Origin of the sequence: Ruegeria sp., from assembly GCF_965199275.1 — a bacterium.
Lineage (GTDB): Bacteria > Pseudomonadota > Alphaproteobacteria > Rhodobacterales > Rhodobacteraceae > Ruegeria.
In genome coordinates, this window is record NZ_CBDAQX010000035.1 from 198,087 (window position 1) to 212,174 (window position 14,088).

Below are 14,088 nucleotides of genomic sequence, written 5' to 3' on the forward strand. Positions count from 1 at the left end.
GTTTTGAATTTATTCCCCGATTTCGAGGTTAGTCGCGGTGGTTAATTCGCCAGCTTTCGTTCCCGGTTTCGATGATATCGCAATGGTGTGTCAGTCGATCCAGGAGAGCAGTGGTCATTTTGGCATCTGTGAACACACTCGGCCATTCAGCAAATGCGAGGTTGGTTGTTAGCAGAATAGACGTTCGCTCGTACAGTTTGCTGATGAGATGGAAGAGTAATCGTCCACCAGACTCTGCGAACGGCAGATAACCGAGTTCGTCTATAATCACGAGGTCGACGCGGATCAGCTGCTCGCTGAGCCGCCCGGCGTTGCCTTCGCGATGTTCAGCCTCCAGCTTGTTCGCGAGATCCACAGCGCTGAAGAACCTGACCCGCCGGCGGTTATTGACCGCGTGGCCCCCGATCGCTGTTGCGAGATGCGTTTTGCCCGATCCGGTTCCACCGACCAGCACGCCATTCCTGGCCTGGTCCATAAAATCGCCGTCATGAAGATTGCGCACGACTTCCTCGTTGACGGGGCTGACCGTGAAGTCGAACTCAGGTAAGGACTTGCAGACCGGGAACTTTGCGGCACCCATCTGATACCGGATCGAGCGCGCAGTCTTTTCGGCCAGTTCGGCCGTGAGGAGTTCGGCCACGACCTGTTGGGGCCGCCAGTTGTTTTTGGCTGCGGCCTGCATCACTTCGTCAAAGCAGTTGACGATGCCTGGCAACTTCAGTTGACGGGCAAGTTCGAGAATTTCCTTACGCAGTTGCATGGGAGCCTCCAAGCCTGTCATAGCGAGCGCAATCCGCGATCGGTGCCATTTTCAGCTGCAGGTGGGCAGGCGGCTCAATCGCCTTTGGCGGCGGGGGATTGGTGCGCCGAGAGACAATGTTCAGGATCGCATCGGCCTTGCGCAGGCCAGATTTTAGAGCTTCTTCGCAGGCAGCCTCGACCACATCAATGTCGTGCTGGTAAGCAGCGAAAAGAATATCGGCAAGTTGCCGGTCTCCGTCGGATGTGCCCCGCAGATGGGTCCAGATCTGCGTCATTGCCGGTGGTAGGTCCCAGTCACGGAACGGTGCTCCATTGCGCAGAGCGCCAGGCTTGCGCTTGAGGACGGGCACATAGTGCCAAGGGTTGAAGATCGTTTTTCCTCGGCCGAAGCACCGTTCGTGCTCTCCGACAATCTCACCGTCTTGGCGCAGGACAATCCGCGTGGCGTAGACCTGCAACTGGACCTGACGTCCAACAGCTCTTGCCTCAACGCTGTATTTGTTTCCTGACTTCCGACATTTTTTCGTATAAGTCATTGATATTATTATGCCTTGGTTGCCAAAAGGCACTACACGGACTTTTTTCGCCAGCGATTGTTTCGGAGTGTTGAGGGAGCTCAGGCTTTGGTCTGGCCAGTTTTTCGGGTGCGCCCGGGGGGTATCTTGAAAGGGGCTTCGTTCCAGGTCAGGCCGACGCAGGTGAGGATGCGTCTGGCATCGACCGTGGCATGGCTTGGCATGCCGTAGCGGTCAGGGGTGCCTTTGTGGCGCAGGATCGAGAGCTGCAATGCGTTCAACTCGTTGCGGATACGAGCCGGGCTCATCGGGTGTCCGAGCAGGTCCAGATGCTTGCGCAGGTGCTGCAGGCAGCAGAAGGCCATGTAGCAGATGGCGATATGGGCCCGGACCCGACGCGGCGACCAGTGATAGATGGGCCGGATTTTCAGATCGTGCTTGTTGGTGCGGAAGCAGGCTTCGATCTCCCACAACTGGTGATAGCGGGCAATGACGTCCTGTGCCTCCAGTTCGTCCGCACCATGAACAACAATGGCATGCAGCCCGTCCCATTGTGCCGCTGCCTTGATCTTTGCATCATCCAGCGTGACGTCCCCGCTGTCGGGGAAGGCCAGGAAGCGGCCATATCCCCGGCTGCTGAAGCTGCCGGGTTTGCGAGAGCGCTTGAGCTTCTTGTGCAGCTTTTCGATTGCCTTGTCGCGCTTGTGGGCATCATTGCGTGCCCGGGTGGGTGACCAGGTCACAATGACCCGCGCTCCCTCCTGGTCGATCACCTTGTACCAGCCCTTCTCGGTTGCCTCTTCAGAACCGTGTCCAGCCCAAGGCTGGCGTCCCTCCGGGCTCAAAATGTTCGCCTTCACGGCGGCCGGGGCGGACTTCATGCGATAGCCGAGGATGTAGGGCAGACCCTTGTTCTGCAACATCTGCTGGTTGTCCTTGCTGAGCATGGCGGCATCGGCCACGAACGTGACCCTGGCCACGTCGAAGCGTCCCTCCAACGCCTTCAGCGCAGCTTCCAGCGTATGACCTTCCCAGGTGTTTCCCGGGAAGAGTTCATAGCCCACAGGCAGCCCATCGGAGGTGACGATCAGCGCCAGCATGACCTGAGCGCGGTGATGCTTGCCATCCTTGCTGAAGCCCTTGGCCAGAAGATGATCCTGCTCGACCCCGTCCGCATCCTCGGCCGGGTCCTCGCGCTCGGTGTCAAAGGCCAGGGTCGTGCAATCGTAGAACAGCACGGTCACTGGCCCGCCCAGCAACTTCTCTGCCGCCGCGTGAGAGGTTTTGCAAATCCCGTCTATCACCGGCGTATTGATGTAATCCATGCTCCGATAGACCACGTCCAGATTGAGCGTGATGCCTGCCTGGTTCTCCAACGCCTCCACGGTCGCGCGCTTGCTCTCGGGCTGTGCGATCCGCGCCATAACCAGCTCTTTCACAATGCGATTGGCACTTTTACGCGCCGCCCCCAGAAGGGCCCCCCAACCCAGTTGGTCATACATCGTCCCCATGACATCCCGCAGACCCAGAGAGACCCGCGCCTCCTCACGGCACTCGGCAAGATCAACGCCAAGCTTGTCCGGCCGCGGAGCGCGGCGCACCAGCGCCTGCAGATCGGCATATTCCGTGGGCGTGAACAGTTCCATTTGCGGCGAGCGATCAATGCGTAATTGCTCCATCAAGCGGCCCGCCAGACGCTTGATATCCTCAATCTCGCTGTCGTTATGGGCCACACCCACATGGCGCAGGATCTTCTGGCGTACCTTGGAGCCGGTGCGGACGGATTCAACGATCTGGATCCGTGTGCGGTTGAGCTTTGCGTCATGTTTGGTGCGGATGAACATGGGCGAAGAGGTTAGCCATCTGAAGGCCCATGTCAATACTTTTTATAATAATGGGGCACTACAACGCGCCTCTGAGCAACCACACCTGAAAACAAACCAAAAACCCAGTCAGATCAACAAAAAGGTCGGAAGTCAGGAGACTCTGCGAACGGCAGATAACCGAGTTCGTCTATAATCACGAGGTCGACGCGGATCAGCTGCTCGCTGAGCCGCCCGGCGTTGCCTTCGCGATGTTCAGCCTCCAGCTTGTTCGCGAGATCCACAGCGCTGAAGAACCTGACCCGCCGGCGGTTATTGACCGCGTGGCCCCCGATCGCTGTTGCGAGATGCGTTTTGCCCGATCCGGTTCCACCGACCAGCACGCCATTCCTGGCCTGGTCCATAAAATCGCCGTCATGAAGATTGCGCACGACTTCCTCGTTGACGGGGCTGACCGTGAAGTCGAACTCAGGTAAGGACTTGCAGACCGGGAACTTTGCGGCACCCATCTGATACCGGATCGAGCGCGCAGTCTTTTCGGCCAGTTCGGCCGTGAGGAGTTCGGCCACGACCTGTTGGGGCCGCCAGTTGTTTTTGGCTGCGGCCTGCATCACTTCGTCAAAGCAGTTGACGATGCCTGGCAACTTCAGTTGACGGGCAAGTTCGAGAATTTCCTTACGCAGTTGCATGGGAGCCTCCAAGCCTGTCATAGCGAGCGCAATCCGCGATCGGTGCCATTTTCAGCTGCAGGTGGGCAGGCGGCTCAATCGCCTTTGGCGGCGGGGGATTGGTGCGCCGAGAGACAATGTTCAGGATCGCATCGGCCTTGCGCAGGCCAGATTTTAGAGCTTCTTCGCAGGCAGCCTCGACCACATCAATGTCGTGCTGGTAAGCAGCGAAAAGAATATCGGCAAGTTGCCGGTCTCCGTCGGATGTGCCCCGCAGATGGGTCCAGATCTGCGTCATTGCCGGTGGTAGGTCCCAGTCACGGAACGGTGCTCCATTGCGCAGAGCGCCAGGCTTGCGCTTGAGGACGGGCACATAGTGCCAAGGGTTGAAGATCGTTTTTCCTCGGCCGAAGCACCGTTCGTGCTCTCCGACAATCTCACCGTCTTGGCGCAGGACAATCCGCGTGGCGTAGACCTGCAACTGGACCTGACGTCCAACAGCTCTTGCCTCAACGCTGTATTTGTTTCTTTCGAAGTTGATCAGGCAGGTTCGGCTCACGGCGACCGTCTTTTCACGGAACCCGACGAAGGGCTTCTGCAGATGCGTCAGCAGCGGCTTTTCCTGCTGGAACTCCTCCCAGACCGTCACCTCCAGGTTTTCCGGATGCCGCAGTTCTTTTGCGCGTTTGATCGCGTCTTTTTGCAGCCGGGCATTCAATTCATCGAAGTCGGCCACCTCCAGACGCGGTGTAAAACTATAGGCGCGGCTCTCCTTGACCAGATTCTCAACCTGACCCTTCTCCCAACCGGCCGCGCGCGTACAGGCGATCGGGTTCACCAGATGATGAGAACACATCCGGGAGAATGCCTTGTTGAACTTTCTTTCCTTGCCCGACAGGATCGCATCGACGGCGGTCGTCATGTTATCGTAGATCCCGTTGATGCAGCCTCCACCAAAGAATTTGAAGGCCTCGTCGTGGGCATCAAAGACCATCTCCTGCGTCTCGCGCGGATAGGCAATGGAGAATGGCATGCGGCTATGGCAAAGTTTGAAATGGGCAACCTTCACGGTCGTGAGTGCACCGTCCATCAAAACCGTCTCCACACTCCAGTCGAACTGGTACGCCTCCCCAGGATCAAAGATCAGCGGGATGAACGCCTGCGCCTGTTGTCGGCCGTGCGCAATGCGCCAATTCTTTGTGTAGCGTCGAACACTGTCATACCCGCCGCCAAAACCATCATCGGAGAGTTCCTTCCAGATTTTGGTCATCCGCTTGCGGTGTTTCTTCGGAAGCGCCTCGTTCTCCTCAAGCGTTTCATCCAGACGCGCGCGCCAAGGCCCGAGCACCGGGTATGGCTGCGATTTGCGCTCATATTTGAACTCCGTCACTCCCGATCGGATTATCTTTCGAACCGTTGCACGGCTCAAATTGAGCGAACGGCAAATTTCCTTGATGCTCTTTTTTTCGATCAGGTGTAAGCGACGCACTTTTCTAATAGTTTCCACGCAAATCATCCCGCTTGCCTCTCCATCGACTGCTCAATGAAAAGGATGTCTACAACCATAGGGAGGGGTCAAATTTGGACGCCGATTTCCCCGCTTAGGGGGTCAAAATTGCACGCTTTTCTACACGTTACGCTTACGTTCTTCGTCATTGGGTGGCGTTGCGGATCACGCATGACCTCCCTCTCTCAACCTTGATAGTGAACGTGCTTGGCAGCCTGTTGCTTGGGCTGTGGCTGGGCTATCTGGGAGGCCCCGTCGACATGGGCGAGCAGGAAAAGCGGCTGGTATTCGGCTTTTGCGGCGGGTTTACCACTTTTTCCAGCTTCGCCTATCAATCGCTAGAGCTGCGACGCAAGCAAACTCTGGCTCTGGCCGCAGGCAATATCGTCGTCAGCCTTGTGATGTGTTGGGGCGCGTTGTGGTTGGGTCTCGTCATAACACGCTGACGTACCGGCTACATTGCGTGCATATGCATTCGGACCGCAAGGTTGCCCAAGATCCAGACCGTTCCGAGAATGATGATCAACAGAACAAGGGTCGAGAATAGGATCAGATCCAGATCCTCGCGGCTGCTGCGACGACGATCTATGTGCAGGAAATAGACCAGTTGAAAGATCAACTGCGCCAGACCCAACAGACCGATGGTCAGATACACTCCGGTCGTTTCAATACCAAACACCTGCGCAACGCCAAACATCGCAAGTGTTAAAAGCAGCGAACCTCCATAGCCGATGACATAGCGCCGCCGCTCGCGTCGATGCATTTCGGAGCGTTTATCCATAGGTCAGACCTCCGAAATAGACGATTGTGATGATGCCGATCCAGATCAGGTCGAGAAAGTGCCAGAACAAAGCAAGCCGCACGACGCGGGAGATGACCAGATCGATCATGCCCATGACCCGCAGTTGTATGCCCAAAACAATCAACCAAACACAGCCCGCCGCCACGTGCAGCCCATGCAATGGCACCAGCCCGTAGAAGGCAGAAAGGAAGCCGCTGCGCTGCGGGATACCGCCCTTCTCGACCATTGCCATGAAGTCCCGGACCTCCAGCACAAGGAAGCTGAGGCCAAGGAACAGCGTTACTCCGAACCACAGAATGATCTTTGACCGTGGCAGGTTGTATTTCAGAGCCAGCATGGCCAACCCAACGGTCAGGCTGCTGGTCAACAGGATCATGGTCTGCGCGAAGATGCTTTTGAGGTCGAACAGCTCGTGCGGGCCGGGACCACCCGCCTGCGCGTCGATCATGGTGATGTAGATCGCGAACATCAGGCCGAAATAAACCAGATCGCTCATCAGGAAGACCCAGAAGCCGAAGGTGACGACCTCGGACGCTTTATGAGCGCTAGCGTGGCGTTCACCGAGGTTGATGCCGGGATAGCTATGGGTCGGGGCACGTTTCATGTCACCGCCTCCATATCTGGTCGGGCAAGGCCTCGGTTATCCGTCGCTGTCTCGTGGTCGCGATCCACGGCGGTTTCGCTGTGAACCAGTGCAAGCCAGGCTTCGTGTTCCTTGCGGACCTCCTCGGCGGGAATGGTGATTTCGGTGCTGGTGTCGAAGGTCCAGAGGATGAAGGCAAGGATCATAGCAACCGTCATCAGCGCTGCCAGCCACCAGATCCACCAGACCAGCGCAAACATCCAGATGCCGCTGGTCACGCAGAGGATGAACCCGATCCCGGTATTGCGCGGTACATCGATATCCTCATAGGCGTCAGGGGTGGGGTAGGCCGTGCCGCGCTCTTTGGCGGTGGCGAAGTCATCCCGCGCGGTTACTTGCGGGATGATCGCAAAGTTATAGGGCGGTGGCGGTGCCGGGATGGACCACTCCAACGAGCGGCCATCCCAAGGGTCGCCCACAGGAACGCGGGTTTTGTCGCGGTCGCGGATGCTGACCCAAAGCTGGACCAGAACCGATAGCAGCGCGGCTGTGATGACCAATGCTCCGATCACCGCGACGATCATATAGGGGTGAAAGCTCGGGTCCTCCCAACTGAACGACCGGCGCGGCATGCCCATAAGGCCGACAAAGTAGAGCGGTAGGAAGGTCAGCATGAACCCAACAGTCCAGAGCGCAACCGTCACCCTGCCCCACCCTTCATGCAGGCGAAAGCCAAACGCCTTCGGGAACCAGTAGTTGTAGGCCGCCAGCAAGCCAAACAGCACGCCGGGCAGCAGAACATTGTGGAAATGCGCCACGAGGAACAAGGTGTTGTGGACCTGATAGTCGACGGTTGGGTTGGCCAAGATCACTCCGCTAAGGCCGCCAATGACAAACAGCATCAGGAAAGCCAGCCCATAGAGCATTGGAACCGAAAACCGGATACGGCCCCGCCAGAGCGTTGCCATCCAGTCATAGACTTTCACTCCGGTTGGAATGGCAATCAGCATGGTCGCGATGCCGAACACGGCGTTGATCAGCGCGCTTTGGCCCATTGTGAAGAAGTGGTGCAGCCAGACTGTGAAAGACAGGACCGCGATGGACATGGTGGCAATCACCAGCGAGGTATAACCATAGATGCGCTTGGCCGAAAAGGTCGCGAAAACCTCGGAATAGATGCCATAGGCGGGCAGGACCAGCAGGTAAACCTCGGGGTGGCCGAACAGCCAGAACAGGTTGGCGTAGTTCATCATGTTGCCGCCGAGGTCGTTGGTGAAGAAATGAAAGTCCAGATAGCGATCAGCGGCCAGCAACAAGGCCGCGACCCCGAGCGGCGGCATCGCAAAGACGATTAGGATTGAGCTGCAGATGATCGTCCAGCAATACATCGGCAGCCGCATGAACGTCATACCCGGCGCGCGCAGCTTGTAGATCGTGGCGGCAAAATTGATCCCGGTCAGAGTCGTTCCGATCCCCGACACGACGATGGCCCAGATCCAGTAATCGGGTCCCACACCAGGGTTGAACGCGGCCCCGGTATAGGGCGGATAAGCGGTCCATCCCCCGGTCGAGAACTCTCCGACCACCAGCGACACCATCAGCATCATGCCGGCCGAAACCGTCAGCCCCAGGCTGATCTGGTTCATCACTGGAAAGGCGACGTCCCGCGCGCCGATCATCAGTGGAATGACGTAATTCGCGATGCCAAAGACAAGGGAATTATATACTTAAGTAACATTTTTATAGTGGACTGTCGCATATTGACGCGATAAAAACGAAAACCGCGCAAGGTATTTTAGCACTCTGCGCTCTCTTTAATCAGGCTTCTTGATACTCATTGGCCGCATGAATGCAGCCCTGATTTCATCCAATGACATTTCAGGCATGTCGATTTCTTCTTCCAACTCAGCCTTGGTCGGTTGATATTTGTTCGATCTGATGTGCAGATCGGCGGGTTCAGGCAGGTCTGCATTGTAACGTTGGTTTGTCATGCGAATTCCTAAATTGAATACATTGGTTTTAGCCGAGAAGTTCTCGCAAGCGGGTTTGGATTGGTTCAATTTTAGCCAGTTCGGTCAACAAAAACTCTACGTTGTCGGGGCCGTCGGCCTGACGCGCCCGCACAATACTGTCGTAATCAATTTCCAACAAATCACAAAACTCCCGACCTGTCATTGCCTCATCGATTGAAATTCTCTTCTTGAATCCTTCCCAGATCGCTTGCTTGTCTTCTTGATTGAAAGCACAAAAGTGTGCCTGGAACCGATATTGAATATGCTGGGCGTTGCGTTGAATGAACCCGTGCATTGACTGCCTCTCTGCGCTAGCTTTTTTTGTGTCGAACACATGACCGTCCTTCAACTCAACTATATGGCAGTTTTGCTCGCCTTTTCGGCGCTTGAAAACCATAAAGTCAGGCTCTGATCCCGAAAAATCCAAGGTCCGACTTCGTTTAATTTCACGTTTTCGGGCAAGCAACACGCCCTCAGGCATGATTTCTTGTTCCAAAAAGGTGTCCAGATTAGGGATGTTGGGAACAGCTTCCACGATCATCGATTCCAGTTCTGACCCCGATGAGATTACAGCTGACTGTATCTTGCTGGCCAATTCACCTAACGCTTCATTCCCAAACAACCGGGCGTAAGAACCAGATGTGTTCTTTGGTTTGGCATCCCGTAATCGTGCCATAATCTAACCGTTCAAGTCGCAACCAAGGAAGGTGCGGCCATGGTTTCGTGCCGCTTGCAGAACCGAAAACGACCCGGCAGCCGGATCAATTACAAAATCGCCTTCGTGGCTCACGGCGGCCATGAGTTGACCTTGTATGTCTATTGGTTTGGAATGTGGGTGATCCCGCTGGGATACTTGTTCTTGAATTACATCTGGAATGTTATGTATTTTCCACACGCCTTTTGCCTTACGCGGCTGTTTCTGTAGTACTATGCAGTATTCTCCTCTGCGCCGAGTGCGATAGCCCATACCAAATGTACCCTTGTTCCACGTTAAAAGATCCACAATGTCCAGCCTCGTTCCGTCCAGCCACGGGTGAATACCTTGGCAAAGGTGAAACTTATCCACCCATAAAAAGAGATGGCCTGATGGGATAAGCGTACGATCTATTCCGCGAATAAAATTGGCGATGGCCTCCTCCGGCATTTGCTGTAGGGCGCTGCGGCGTTTTCCACGAACTTTGCCTTCGTTCCCATATGCCAGCTTTTCAAGCACGCCACGGTATTGGGGATCGAAGAATGCGACTGGAACTGCGTCCGCAGGTATAGCGGAAAGGAACTCAAGACCGTCCATCTTAAGGCGCGTGTTGGGCTTAAGGACATCGGGAAGCACCAGCTTTGGCACGGTCACCGTGCGCGTGTTGGAAAATACCCCGGCAGTACTTTGCGAAGTTCCGACGCTCATGACCGCGCTCCGCTATTCAATCCGTTATCCTCGATTAGCTTCTTGTAAGGCAGGTTCTTTCCAGCCATCCCATGCACAACGCCGCCCATTTGGTCGATTGTATCCTTTGGCCTGTTGTTGTGACGGTGCTGAAACTCGTCCACATAGCGTTCAGATGCTTGGGCGACATCTTGTGATAGACGCCATTATAACCCCGCTTCATAGGAGCCCAAAAGCTTTCCAGCCCGTTGGTGTGCGCCTGATCGCGGACATATTCACCCACTGAGTGCTTTACCACCTCATGCGGCCTGTCAATGCCCTTGTAGGCACTAGCCTCATCGGTATAGAGTGTTGCTCCTTCGACGGCATGCTCGTTCACAAACCCCTGCAAGGTCTCTTTGTCTGTGCTCTCTACCACTTTGGCAACAACCTGACCCGTTTCGCGATCCCTGATACCAGCAACAGCAGCCTTGCCAACAGCGCCACGTCCAGCCTTGAGTTTCTTCTTCGCGTGTTTGTTGCCTTCCTTGCCGCCTATGTAGGTTTCATCTGCTTCGACTGGGCCATTAAACCAAGGCATGTTTGCCTCCATTGCAGCCCGAAGACGATGCAGCATGAACCACGCGGACTTCTGCGTAACACCAAGCTCACGGTGCAACTTCATCGAAGATACGCCCTTAAGGTTAGTTGTGAACAAGTAAATACCAATGGCCCATGTGCGATATGGTAGCCGGGTATTCTCAAGGATCGTGCCGACCCGAACCGTAAACATGGGTTTTTTGGAGCACTCACGACACCTGTGCGTCATGCTTGGATGCCTGATGCCTGACTGCACGTTGAAAGAACCGCAATGCGGGCAAAACGGACCATCTGGCCAATGTAGTTCCTCAATCCACTTACGCGACTTTTCTTCATTACCGAACATTGCAGCAACCTGTAGGAAGGTCAGGCCCTTGCGGTTTGATTTTCCCGGTGCTTTTGTCATTTTTACACTCCTGAATGTTATTAAAATGTAACAAATGCGTCGGAGTCCGTCAATCATAAATGTTACTTAAGTATATAATTCCCAAAGACAAAGGGCACAGCGACAAAGAAAATCATGATCGTGCCGTGCGTGCTGAAGAGTTCGGCGAAATGCTCGGCCTCAAGGAAACCGTCGCCCGGCCCGGCCGCCTGTTGGGCACGCATGACAACGCCTTCCAGCACCCCTCGGGCCAGCATCACGATGGCAAAGACGATGTACATGATGCCGATTTTTGTGGTCGGCGCTGGTCAGCCAGTCGCGCCACAACGGCCCCCACAGCCGAAACCACGACAGGAGCAAGACAACGGCAGCCGCTCCGACTATGACTACGGCGGCGGCGGCATTGGCGACGATCTCATTTGCGTTGGGGTTCTGGATCAGTCCGGCAATGGGAAACGCGTCCCAACTGAGGCGGCCGAAGAAACCGGTGTCTGATGTCATTGGCCAACCCCTTGCCCGTATGATGCCGTTCCTGGCTGTTGATCGTGCGGCAGGGCTTGGCCAGAGTGATAGCGATGCAAAATCGACTGAAACAAATCACCATCGTCCACGCGGAAATACAAGGCGTTTTCAGGCATATCTGAGGTTCCGAGGGCCTGCTGCAACTCATCCCGGTCCGAGCGCATGGCGACGGTCTTATACGTCGCCTCATCCAACACGATACCGTTCTGGCGCACGCCTTCTACCCAAGCGTCAAAATCCTCCGCCGATAAGGCAAGCGTTTCGAACTTCTGTTTCGTGAAACCACGCCCGTTATATTGCGTATTCTCACCCTGCATCTGTTCAGGCCGATCGGCAACCAAATGCAGCTGAGTGGTCATGCCCGGCATCGCGTAAATCTGCCCGGCCAAGGCAGGGATCATAAAAGACTGCATTACCGTGTCCGTTGTCAGAGTCAGAGCGATTTGCTGTTTGACTGGAATACCCATCTCACCCACGGTCGCGATCCCGAGATCGGGATAGATGAACAACCATTTCCAATCGAGGCCCACGACCTGGACCTGTACTGCAGGTTCATCCCCAAAGGGAGCCGCGTAAGGGTCCAGACGATGGGTCGCTTTCCACAAGTAGACCGACAAAATCGTGACGATCACCACCGGAACGCCCCACATCACCATCTCGAGCTGGGGCGAGAAGTCCCAATCTGGCCTATAAGCAGCTGTACTGCCCTTCCGACGACGATATCGCAGCGCAATAAGCGGAACCAAAACAAGAACAGGCACAACAGCGATCAAAATCAACCACGTTGCCCGCAAAAGATGTGCCTTCTGCACCGCCGCGATTGGTCCCTGAGGATCCATGAAGCTGTCACTGGCGCCTGCGGTCCGGGCCGATGACACCACCACCACTAGGGCCATCAGCACCGCCGCCGATATGAGGGCCGTTCTGACCTTGGTCATAGGCGACTGTCCTCTTTCGCATCCCGTTTTAGTGCAACTATCGACAAAGGCAAGAGATTTCTCAAGGCTTTTGATTGCAGCCTTCAAGCTGGCACCAATGGTGCTCTGGTTTCGGTTGACTTGCAGGCATCGTCGGGACACAGCTTGGCTACGATGCGTATTCTCATTTTGACTATTTGCCTTGCCATCCAGCCCCTGGCGGCCAACGCGCAAGATCGCGCCAAGGTTGAGCGTCAGTTTCAAAACTGGTTGCAGGAAACGGTGTGGCCGCAAGCCCGCGCCAAAGGCGTTTCGCGCCAGACCATGACACGAGCGCTGTCCGGCGTGACTTTGAAATGGGACCTTCCCGATCTGGTGCCGCCGGGCAGCCCGCCGCGGTCATCAAAACCACAATCCCAGGCCGAATTCGGAGCACCGGCGCGTTATTTCAAAGCCGGCTCTTTGCAGGGCGCGACTGCTCAAGGGCGCAAAATGGCCAAACAGCACGCCGCGGTGCTTACCCTTGTCGAGGCAGAAACCGGCGTTCCAGCCCACATTATCCTCGCCATCTGGGGTCGTGAAAGCGACTATGGCCAAGTGGCAATCCCCCACAACGCGTTTCAGGTCCTCGCGACAAAAGGGTTCATGAGCACACGCTCGCAGTACTTCACAGCCGAGTTGCTGGCCGCTTTGCAAATCGCGGAAGCAGGGCATTTGAACGGTCGTGAGATGAAAAGCAGCTGGGCCGGAGCGCTGGGGCAGCCGCAATTCATACCCTCGAGTTTTCTGACTTACGCCGTGGACGGAGACGGCGATGCCAACGCAGATATCTGGCAATCCGAAGAGGACACGATCGCCTCGATCGCCAACTACCTGTCGCAGCATGGCTGGATTTCGGGCCGTGATTGGGGGTTTGAGGTTGTTGTGCCTGATACAGTCAGCTGCGCTTTGGAGGGTCCTGATCAGGGGCGCGCGATCGAGGAGTGGACCTCGATGGGGATCACGCGAACATCCGGCCGCCCGTTTCCAGCGCATGAACTGCCCGCCCAAGGGTTCCTAATGATGCCCGCAGGTCGAACCGGGCCGGCGTTTTTGGTGACCGAGAATTTCTATGTCCTGAAAGAGTACAACAAAAGCGATCTATACGCCCTGTTCGTGGGTCATGTCGGGGATCGGATTGCATTCGGCGTCGGAGACTTCACGGCGCGCTGGGGTCGTGTTGACTCGTTGTACCGATCAGAAATTGCAGCGATGCAAAGAGGTTTGGAACGCCTTGACCATGATGTCGGCGGTGCGGATGGGCTGCCAGGTTTCAAAACGCGACGCTCAATCGGACGCTGGCAGAAAACGCAAGGTCGGGCCGAGACGTGTTTCCCTGACCGTGCGCTTGTCTCTGAACTTGGTCAGTAACCAGCCCTAGTCAAAGTCAACAATGCTTGTTTTTCCCGATTATCGTTGCTCTTTGCGGGTCAGTTGACAGGCTTGCCCAAATTGGCTTGATGCACGGTCTTTCCATTGACCGGACGTATCTCACAGGCTTGGCGCGGCTGTTTAGAATCAACCCGTTATGGATGCATCGCCCAGAACGCGATACTGGAGCGCTTCAACGAAGCGACCTCGCGACTTTAGATA

Annotated in this window: 18 protein-coding genes; 4 read left to right on the forward strand and 14 right to left on the reverse strand. The window is 55.9% G+C overall.

Features of this window, described 5'->3' with window-relative positions:
* Nucleotides 1-28: 28 nt before the first annotated feature.
* The 3 genes from istB to ACOERD_RS29560 form a co-directional block, all read right to left on the reverse strand.
* Complete coding sequence (istB, locus tag ACOERD_RS29550; RefSeq protein WP_419737606.1) at nucleotides 29-760, reverse strand: IS21-like element helper ATPase IstB; 732 nt, start codon at nucleotides 758-760, stop codon at nucleotides 29-31.
* A complete protein-coding gene (locus tag ACOERD_RS29555; protein WP_419741357.1) occupies nucleotides 747-1,298 on the reverse strand; it encodes a Mu transposase domain-containing protein in 552 nt (183 codons plus the stop codon). Before ACOERD_RS29555 ends, istB begins: the two co-directional genes overlap by 14 nt.
* A gap of 80 nt (nucleotides 1,299-1,378) precedes the next feature.
* Complete coding sequence (locus tag ACOERD_RS29560) at nucleotides 1,379-3,121, reverse strand: IS1634 family transposase (protein WP_419737624.1); 1,743 nt, start codon at nucleotides 3,119-3,121, stop codon at nucleotides 1,379-1,381.
* Here ACOERD_RS29560 and ACOERD_RS29565 point away from each other — a divergent pair.
* Nucleotides 3,114-3,296: a hypothetical protein gene (locus tag ACOERD_RS29565; protein WP_419741358.1), complete on the forward strand. Its 183-nt coding sequence runs from the start codon at nucleotides 3,114-3,116 to the stop codon at nucleotides 3,294-3,296. The genes ACOERD_RS29560 and ACOERD_RS29565 overlap by 8 nt on opposite strands.
* Here ACOERD_RS29565 and ACOERD_RS29570 read toward each other — a convergent pair.
* Nucleotides 3,235-3,789 carry an ATP-binding protein gene (locus tag ACOERD_RS29570; protein ID WP_419741359.1) on the reverse strand — a complete coding sequence of 185 codons (555 nt, stop codon included), beginning with the start codon at nucleotides 3,787-3,789 and terminating at the stop codon, nucleotides 3,235-3,237. The two genes, ACOERD_RS29565 and ACOERD_RS29570, sit on opposite strands and share 62 nt — an antisense overlap.
* Nucleotides 3,776-5,284 (reverse strand): IS21 family transposase, encoded by a 1,509-nt coding sequence (gene istA / locus ACOERD_RS29575; protein ID WP_419737605.1) that lies wholly within the window; start codon nucleotides 5,282-5,284, stop codon nucleotides 3,776-3,778. The genes ACOERD_RS29570 and istA overlap by 14 nt, the downstream gene beginning before the upstream one ends.
* A gap of 98 nt (nucleotides 5,285-5,382) precedes the next feature.
* On the opposite strand from istA, the gene ACOERD_RS29580 reads away from it, so the two are divergent.
* The gene (locus tag ACOERD_RS29580) at nucleotides 5,383-5,721 is read left to right on the forward strand and encodes a fluoride efflux transporter FluC (RefSeq protein ID WP_419741410.1); all 339 of its coding nucleotides are present in this window, start codon (nucleotides 5,383-5,385) and stop codon (nucleotides 5,719-5,721) included.
* A gap of 8 nt (nucleotides 5,722-5,729) precedes the next feature.
* On the opposite strand, the gene ACOERD_RS29585 is transcribed toward ACOERD_RS29580, so the two are convergent.
* The 8 genes from ACOERD_RS29585 to ACOERD_RS29620 all read right to left on the reverse strand — a co-directional run bounded on the left by ACOERD_RS29585 (nucleotide 5,730) and on the right by ACOERD_RS29620 (nucleotide 11,298).
* On the reverse strand, nucleotides 5,730-6,056 hold the full coding sequence (locus ACOERD_RS29585; RefSeq protein ID WP_419741360.1) for a cytochrome o ubiquinol oxidase subunit IV: 327 nt from the start codon (nucleotides 6,054-6,056) through the stop codon (nucleotides 5,730-5,732).
* Nucleotides 6,049-6,681 (reverse strand): cytochrome c oxidase subunit 3, encoded by a 633-nt coding sequence (locus tag ACOERD_RS29590; protein WP_419741361.1) that lies wholly within the window; start codon nucleotides 6,679-6,681, stop codon nucleotides 6,049-6,051. The genes ACOERD_RS29585 and ACOERD_RS29590 overlap by 8 nt, the downstream gene beginning before the upstream one ends.
* The gene (locus tag ACOERD_RS29595) at nucleotides 6,678-8,363 is read right to left on the reverse strand and encodes a cbb3-type cytochrome c oxidase subunit I (RefSeq protein ID WP_419741411.1); all 1,686 of its coding nucleotides are present in this window, start codon (nucleotides 8,361-8,363) and stop codon (nucleotides 6,678-6,680) included. The genes ACOERD_RS29590 and ACOERD_RS29595 overlap by 4 nt, the downstream gene beginning before the upstream one ends.
* A gap of 111 nt (nucleotides 8,364-8,474) precedes the next feature.
* The gene (locus ACOERD_RS29600) at nucleotides 8,475-8,651 is read right to left on the reverse strand and encodes a hypothetical protein (RefSeq protein WP_419737675.1); all 177 of its coding nucleotides are present in this window, start codon (nucleotides 8,649-8,651) and stop codon (nucleotides 8,475-8,477) included.
* A gap of 28 nt (nucleotides 8,652-8,679) precedes the next feature.
* Nucleotides 8,680-9,348, reverse strand: a complete 669-nt coding sequence (locus ACOERD_RS29605; protein WP_419737676.1) for a hypothetical protein — start codon at nucleotides 9,346-9,348, stop codon at nucleotides 8,680-8,682.
* Nucleotides 9,349-9,351: 3 nt separating this feature from the next.
* Nucleotides 9,352-10,074 carry a DNA methyltransferase gene (locus ACOERD_RS29610; protein WP_419737677.1) on the reverse strand — a complete coding sequence of 241 codons (723 nt, stop codon included), beginning with the start codon at nucleotides 10,072-10,074 and terminating at the stop codon, nucleotides 9,352-9,354.
* A 34-nt stretch (nucleotides 10,075-10,108) separates the two neighbouring features.
* Nucleotides 10,109-11,038, reverse strand: a complete 930-nt coding sequence (locus tag ACOERD_RS29615; protein ID WP_419739252.1) for an IS1595 family transposase — start codon at nucleotides 11,036-11,038, stop codon at nucleotides 10,109-10,111.
* 62 nt (nucleotides 11,039-11,100) lie between these two features.
* Nucleotides 11,101-11,298, reverse strand: a complete 198-nt coding sequence (locus ACOERD_RS29620) for a cbb3-type cytochrome c oxidase subunit I (protein ID WP_419741362.1) — start codon at nucleotides 11,296-11,298, stop codon at nucleotides 11,101-11,103.
* On the opposite strand from ACOERD_RS29620, the gene ACOERD_RS29625 reads away from it, so the two are divergent.
* The gene (locus tag ACOERD_RS29625; RefSeq protein WP_419741363.1) at nucleotides 11,297-11,512 is read left to right on the forward strand and encodes a hypothetical protein; all 216 of its coding nucleotides are present in this window, start codon (nucleotides 11,297-11,299) and stop codon (nucleotides 11,510-11,512) included. The genes ACOERD_RS29620 and ACOERD_RS29625 overlap by 2 nt on opposite strands.
* 2 nt (nucleotides 11,513-11,514) lie before the next feature.
* Here the strand turns inward: ACOERD_RS29625 and ACOERD_RS29630 are convergent, their stop codons facing one another.
* A complete protein-coding gene (locus ACOERD_RS29630; protein WP_419741364.1) occupies nucleotides 11,515-12,720 on the reverse strand; it encodes a cytochrome ubiquinol oxidase subunit II in 1,206 nt (401 codons plus the stop codon).
* Between ACOERD_RS29630 and ACOERD_RS29635 the strand changes: the two genes are divergently transcribed.
* Nucleotides 12,631-13,866 carry a lytic murein transglycosylase gene (locus tag ACOERD_RS29635; protein WP_419741365.1) on the forward strand — a complete coding sequence of 412 codons (1,236 nt, stop codon included), beginning with the start codon at nucleotides 12,631-12,633 and terminating at the stop codon, nucleotides 13,864-13,866. The two genes, ACOERD_RS29630 and ACOERD_RS29635, sit on opposite strands and share 90 nt — an antisense overlap.
* Nucleotides 13,867-14,088 lie beyond the last annotated feature (222 nt).

Coding starts and splice junctions, on each gene's coding strand:
- istB (WP_419737606.1), bottom strand. CDS start 760: ATGCAACTGCGTAAGGAAATTCTCGAACTTGCCCGTCAACTGAAGTTG.
- ACOERD_RS29555 (WP_419741357.1), bottom strand. CDS start 1,298: ATGACTTATACGAAAAAATGTCGGAAGTCAGGAAACAAATACAGCGTT.
- ACOERD_RS29565 (WP_419741358.1), top strand. CDS start 3,114: ATGAACATGGGCGAAGAGGTTAGCCATCTGAAGGCCCATGTCAATACT.
- ACOERD_RS29560 (WP_419737624.1), bottom strand. CDS start 3,121: ATGTTCATCCGCACCAAACATGACGCAAAGCTCAACCGCACACGGATC.
- ACOERD_RS29570 (WP_419741359.1), bottom strand. CDS start 3,789: ATGCAACTGCGTAAGGAAATTCTCGAACTTGCCCGTCAACTGAAGTTG.
- istA (WP_419737605.1), bottom strand. CDS start 5,284: ATGATTTGCGTGGAAACTATTAGAAAAGTGCGTCGCTTACACCTGATC.
- ACOERD_RS29585 (WP_419741360.1), bottom strand. CDS start 6,056: ATGGATAAACGCTCCGAAATGCATCGACGCGAGCGGCGGCGCTATGTC.
- ACOERD_RS29590 (WP_419741361.1), bottom strand. CDS start 6,681: ATGAAACGTGCCCCGACCCATAGCTATCCCGGCATCAACCTCGGTGAA.
- ACOERD_RS29600 (WP_419737675.1), bottom strand. CDS start 8,651: ATGACAAACCAACGTTACAATGCAGACCTGCCTGAACCCGCCGATCTG.
- ACOERD_RS29605 (WP_419737676.1), bottom strand. CDS start 9,348: ATGGCACGATTACGGGATGCCAAACCAAAGAACACATCTGGTTCTTAC.
- ACOERD_RS29610 (WP_419737677.1), bottom strand. CDS start 10,074: ATGAGCGTCGGAACTTCGCAAAGTACTGCCGGGGTATTTTCCAACACG.
- ACOERD_RS29615 (WP_419739252.1), bottom strand. CDS start 11,038: ATGACAAAAGCACCGGGAAAATCAAACCGCAAGGGCCTGACCTTCCTA.
- ACOERD_RS29625 (WP_419741363.1), top strand. CDS start 11,297: ATGATGCCGATTTTTGTGGTCGGCGCTGGTCAGCCAGTCGCGCCACAA.
- ACOERD_RS29620 (WP_419741362.1), bottom strand. CDS start 11,298: ATGTACATCGTCTTTGCCATCGTGATGCTGGCCCGAGGGGTGCTGGAA.
- ACOERD_RS29635 (WP_419741365.1), top strand. CDS start 12,631: ATGCGTATTCTCATTTTGACTATTTGCCTTGCCATCCAGCCCCTGGCG.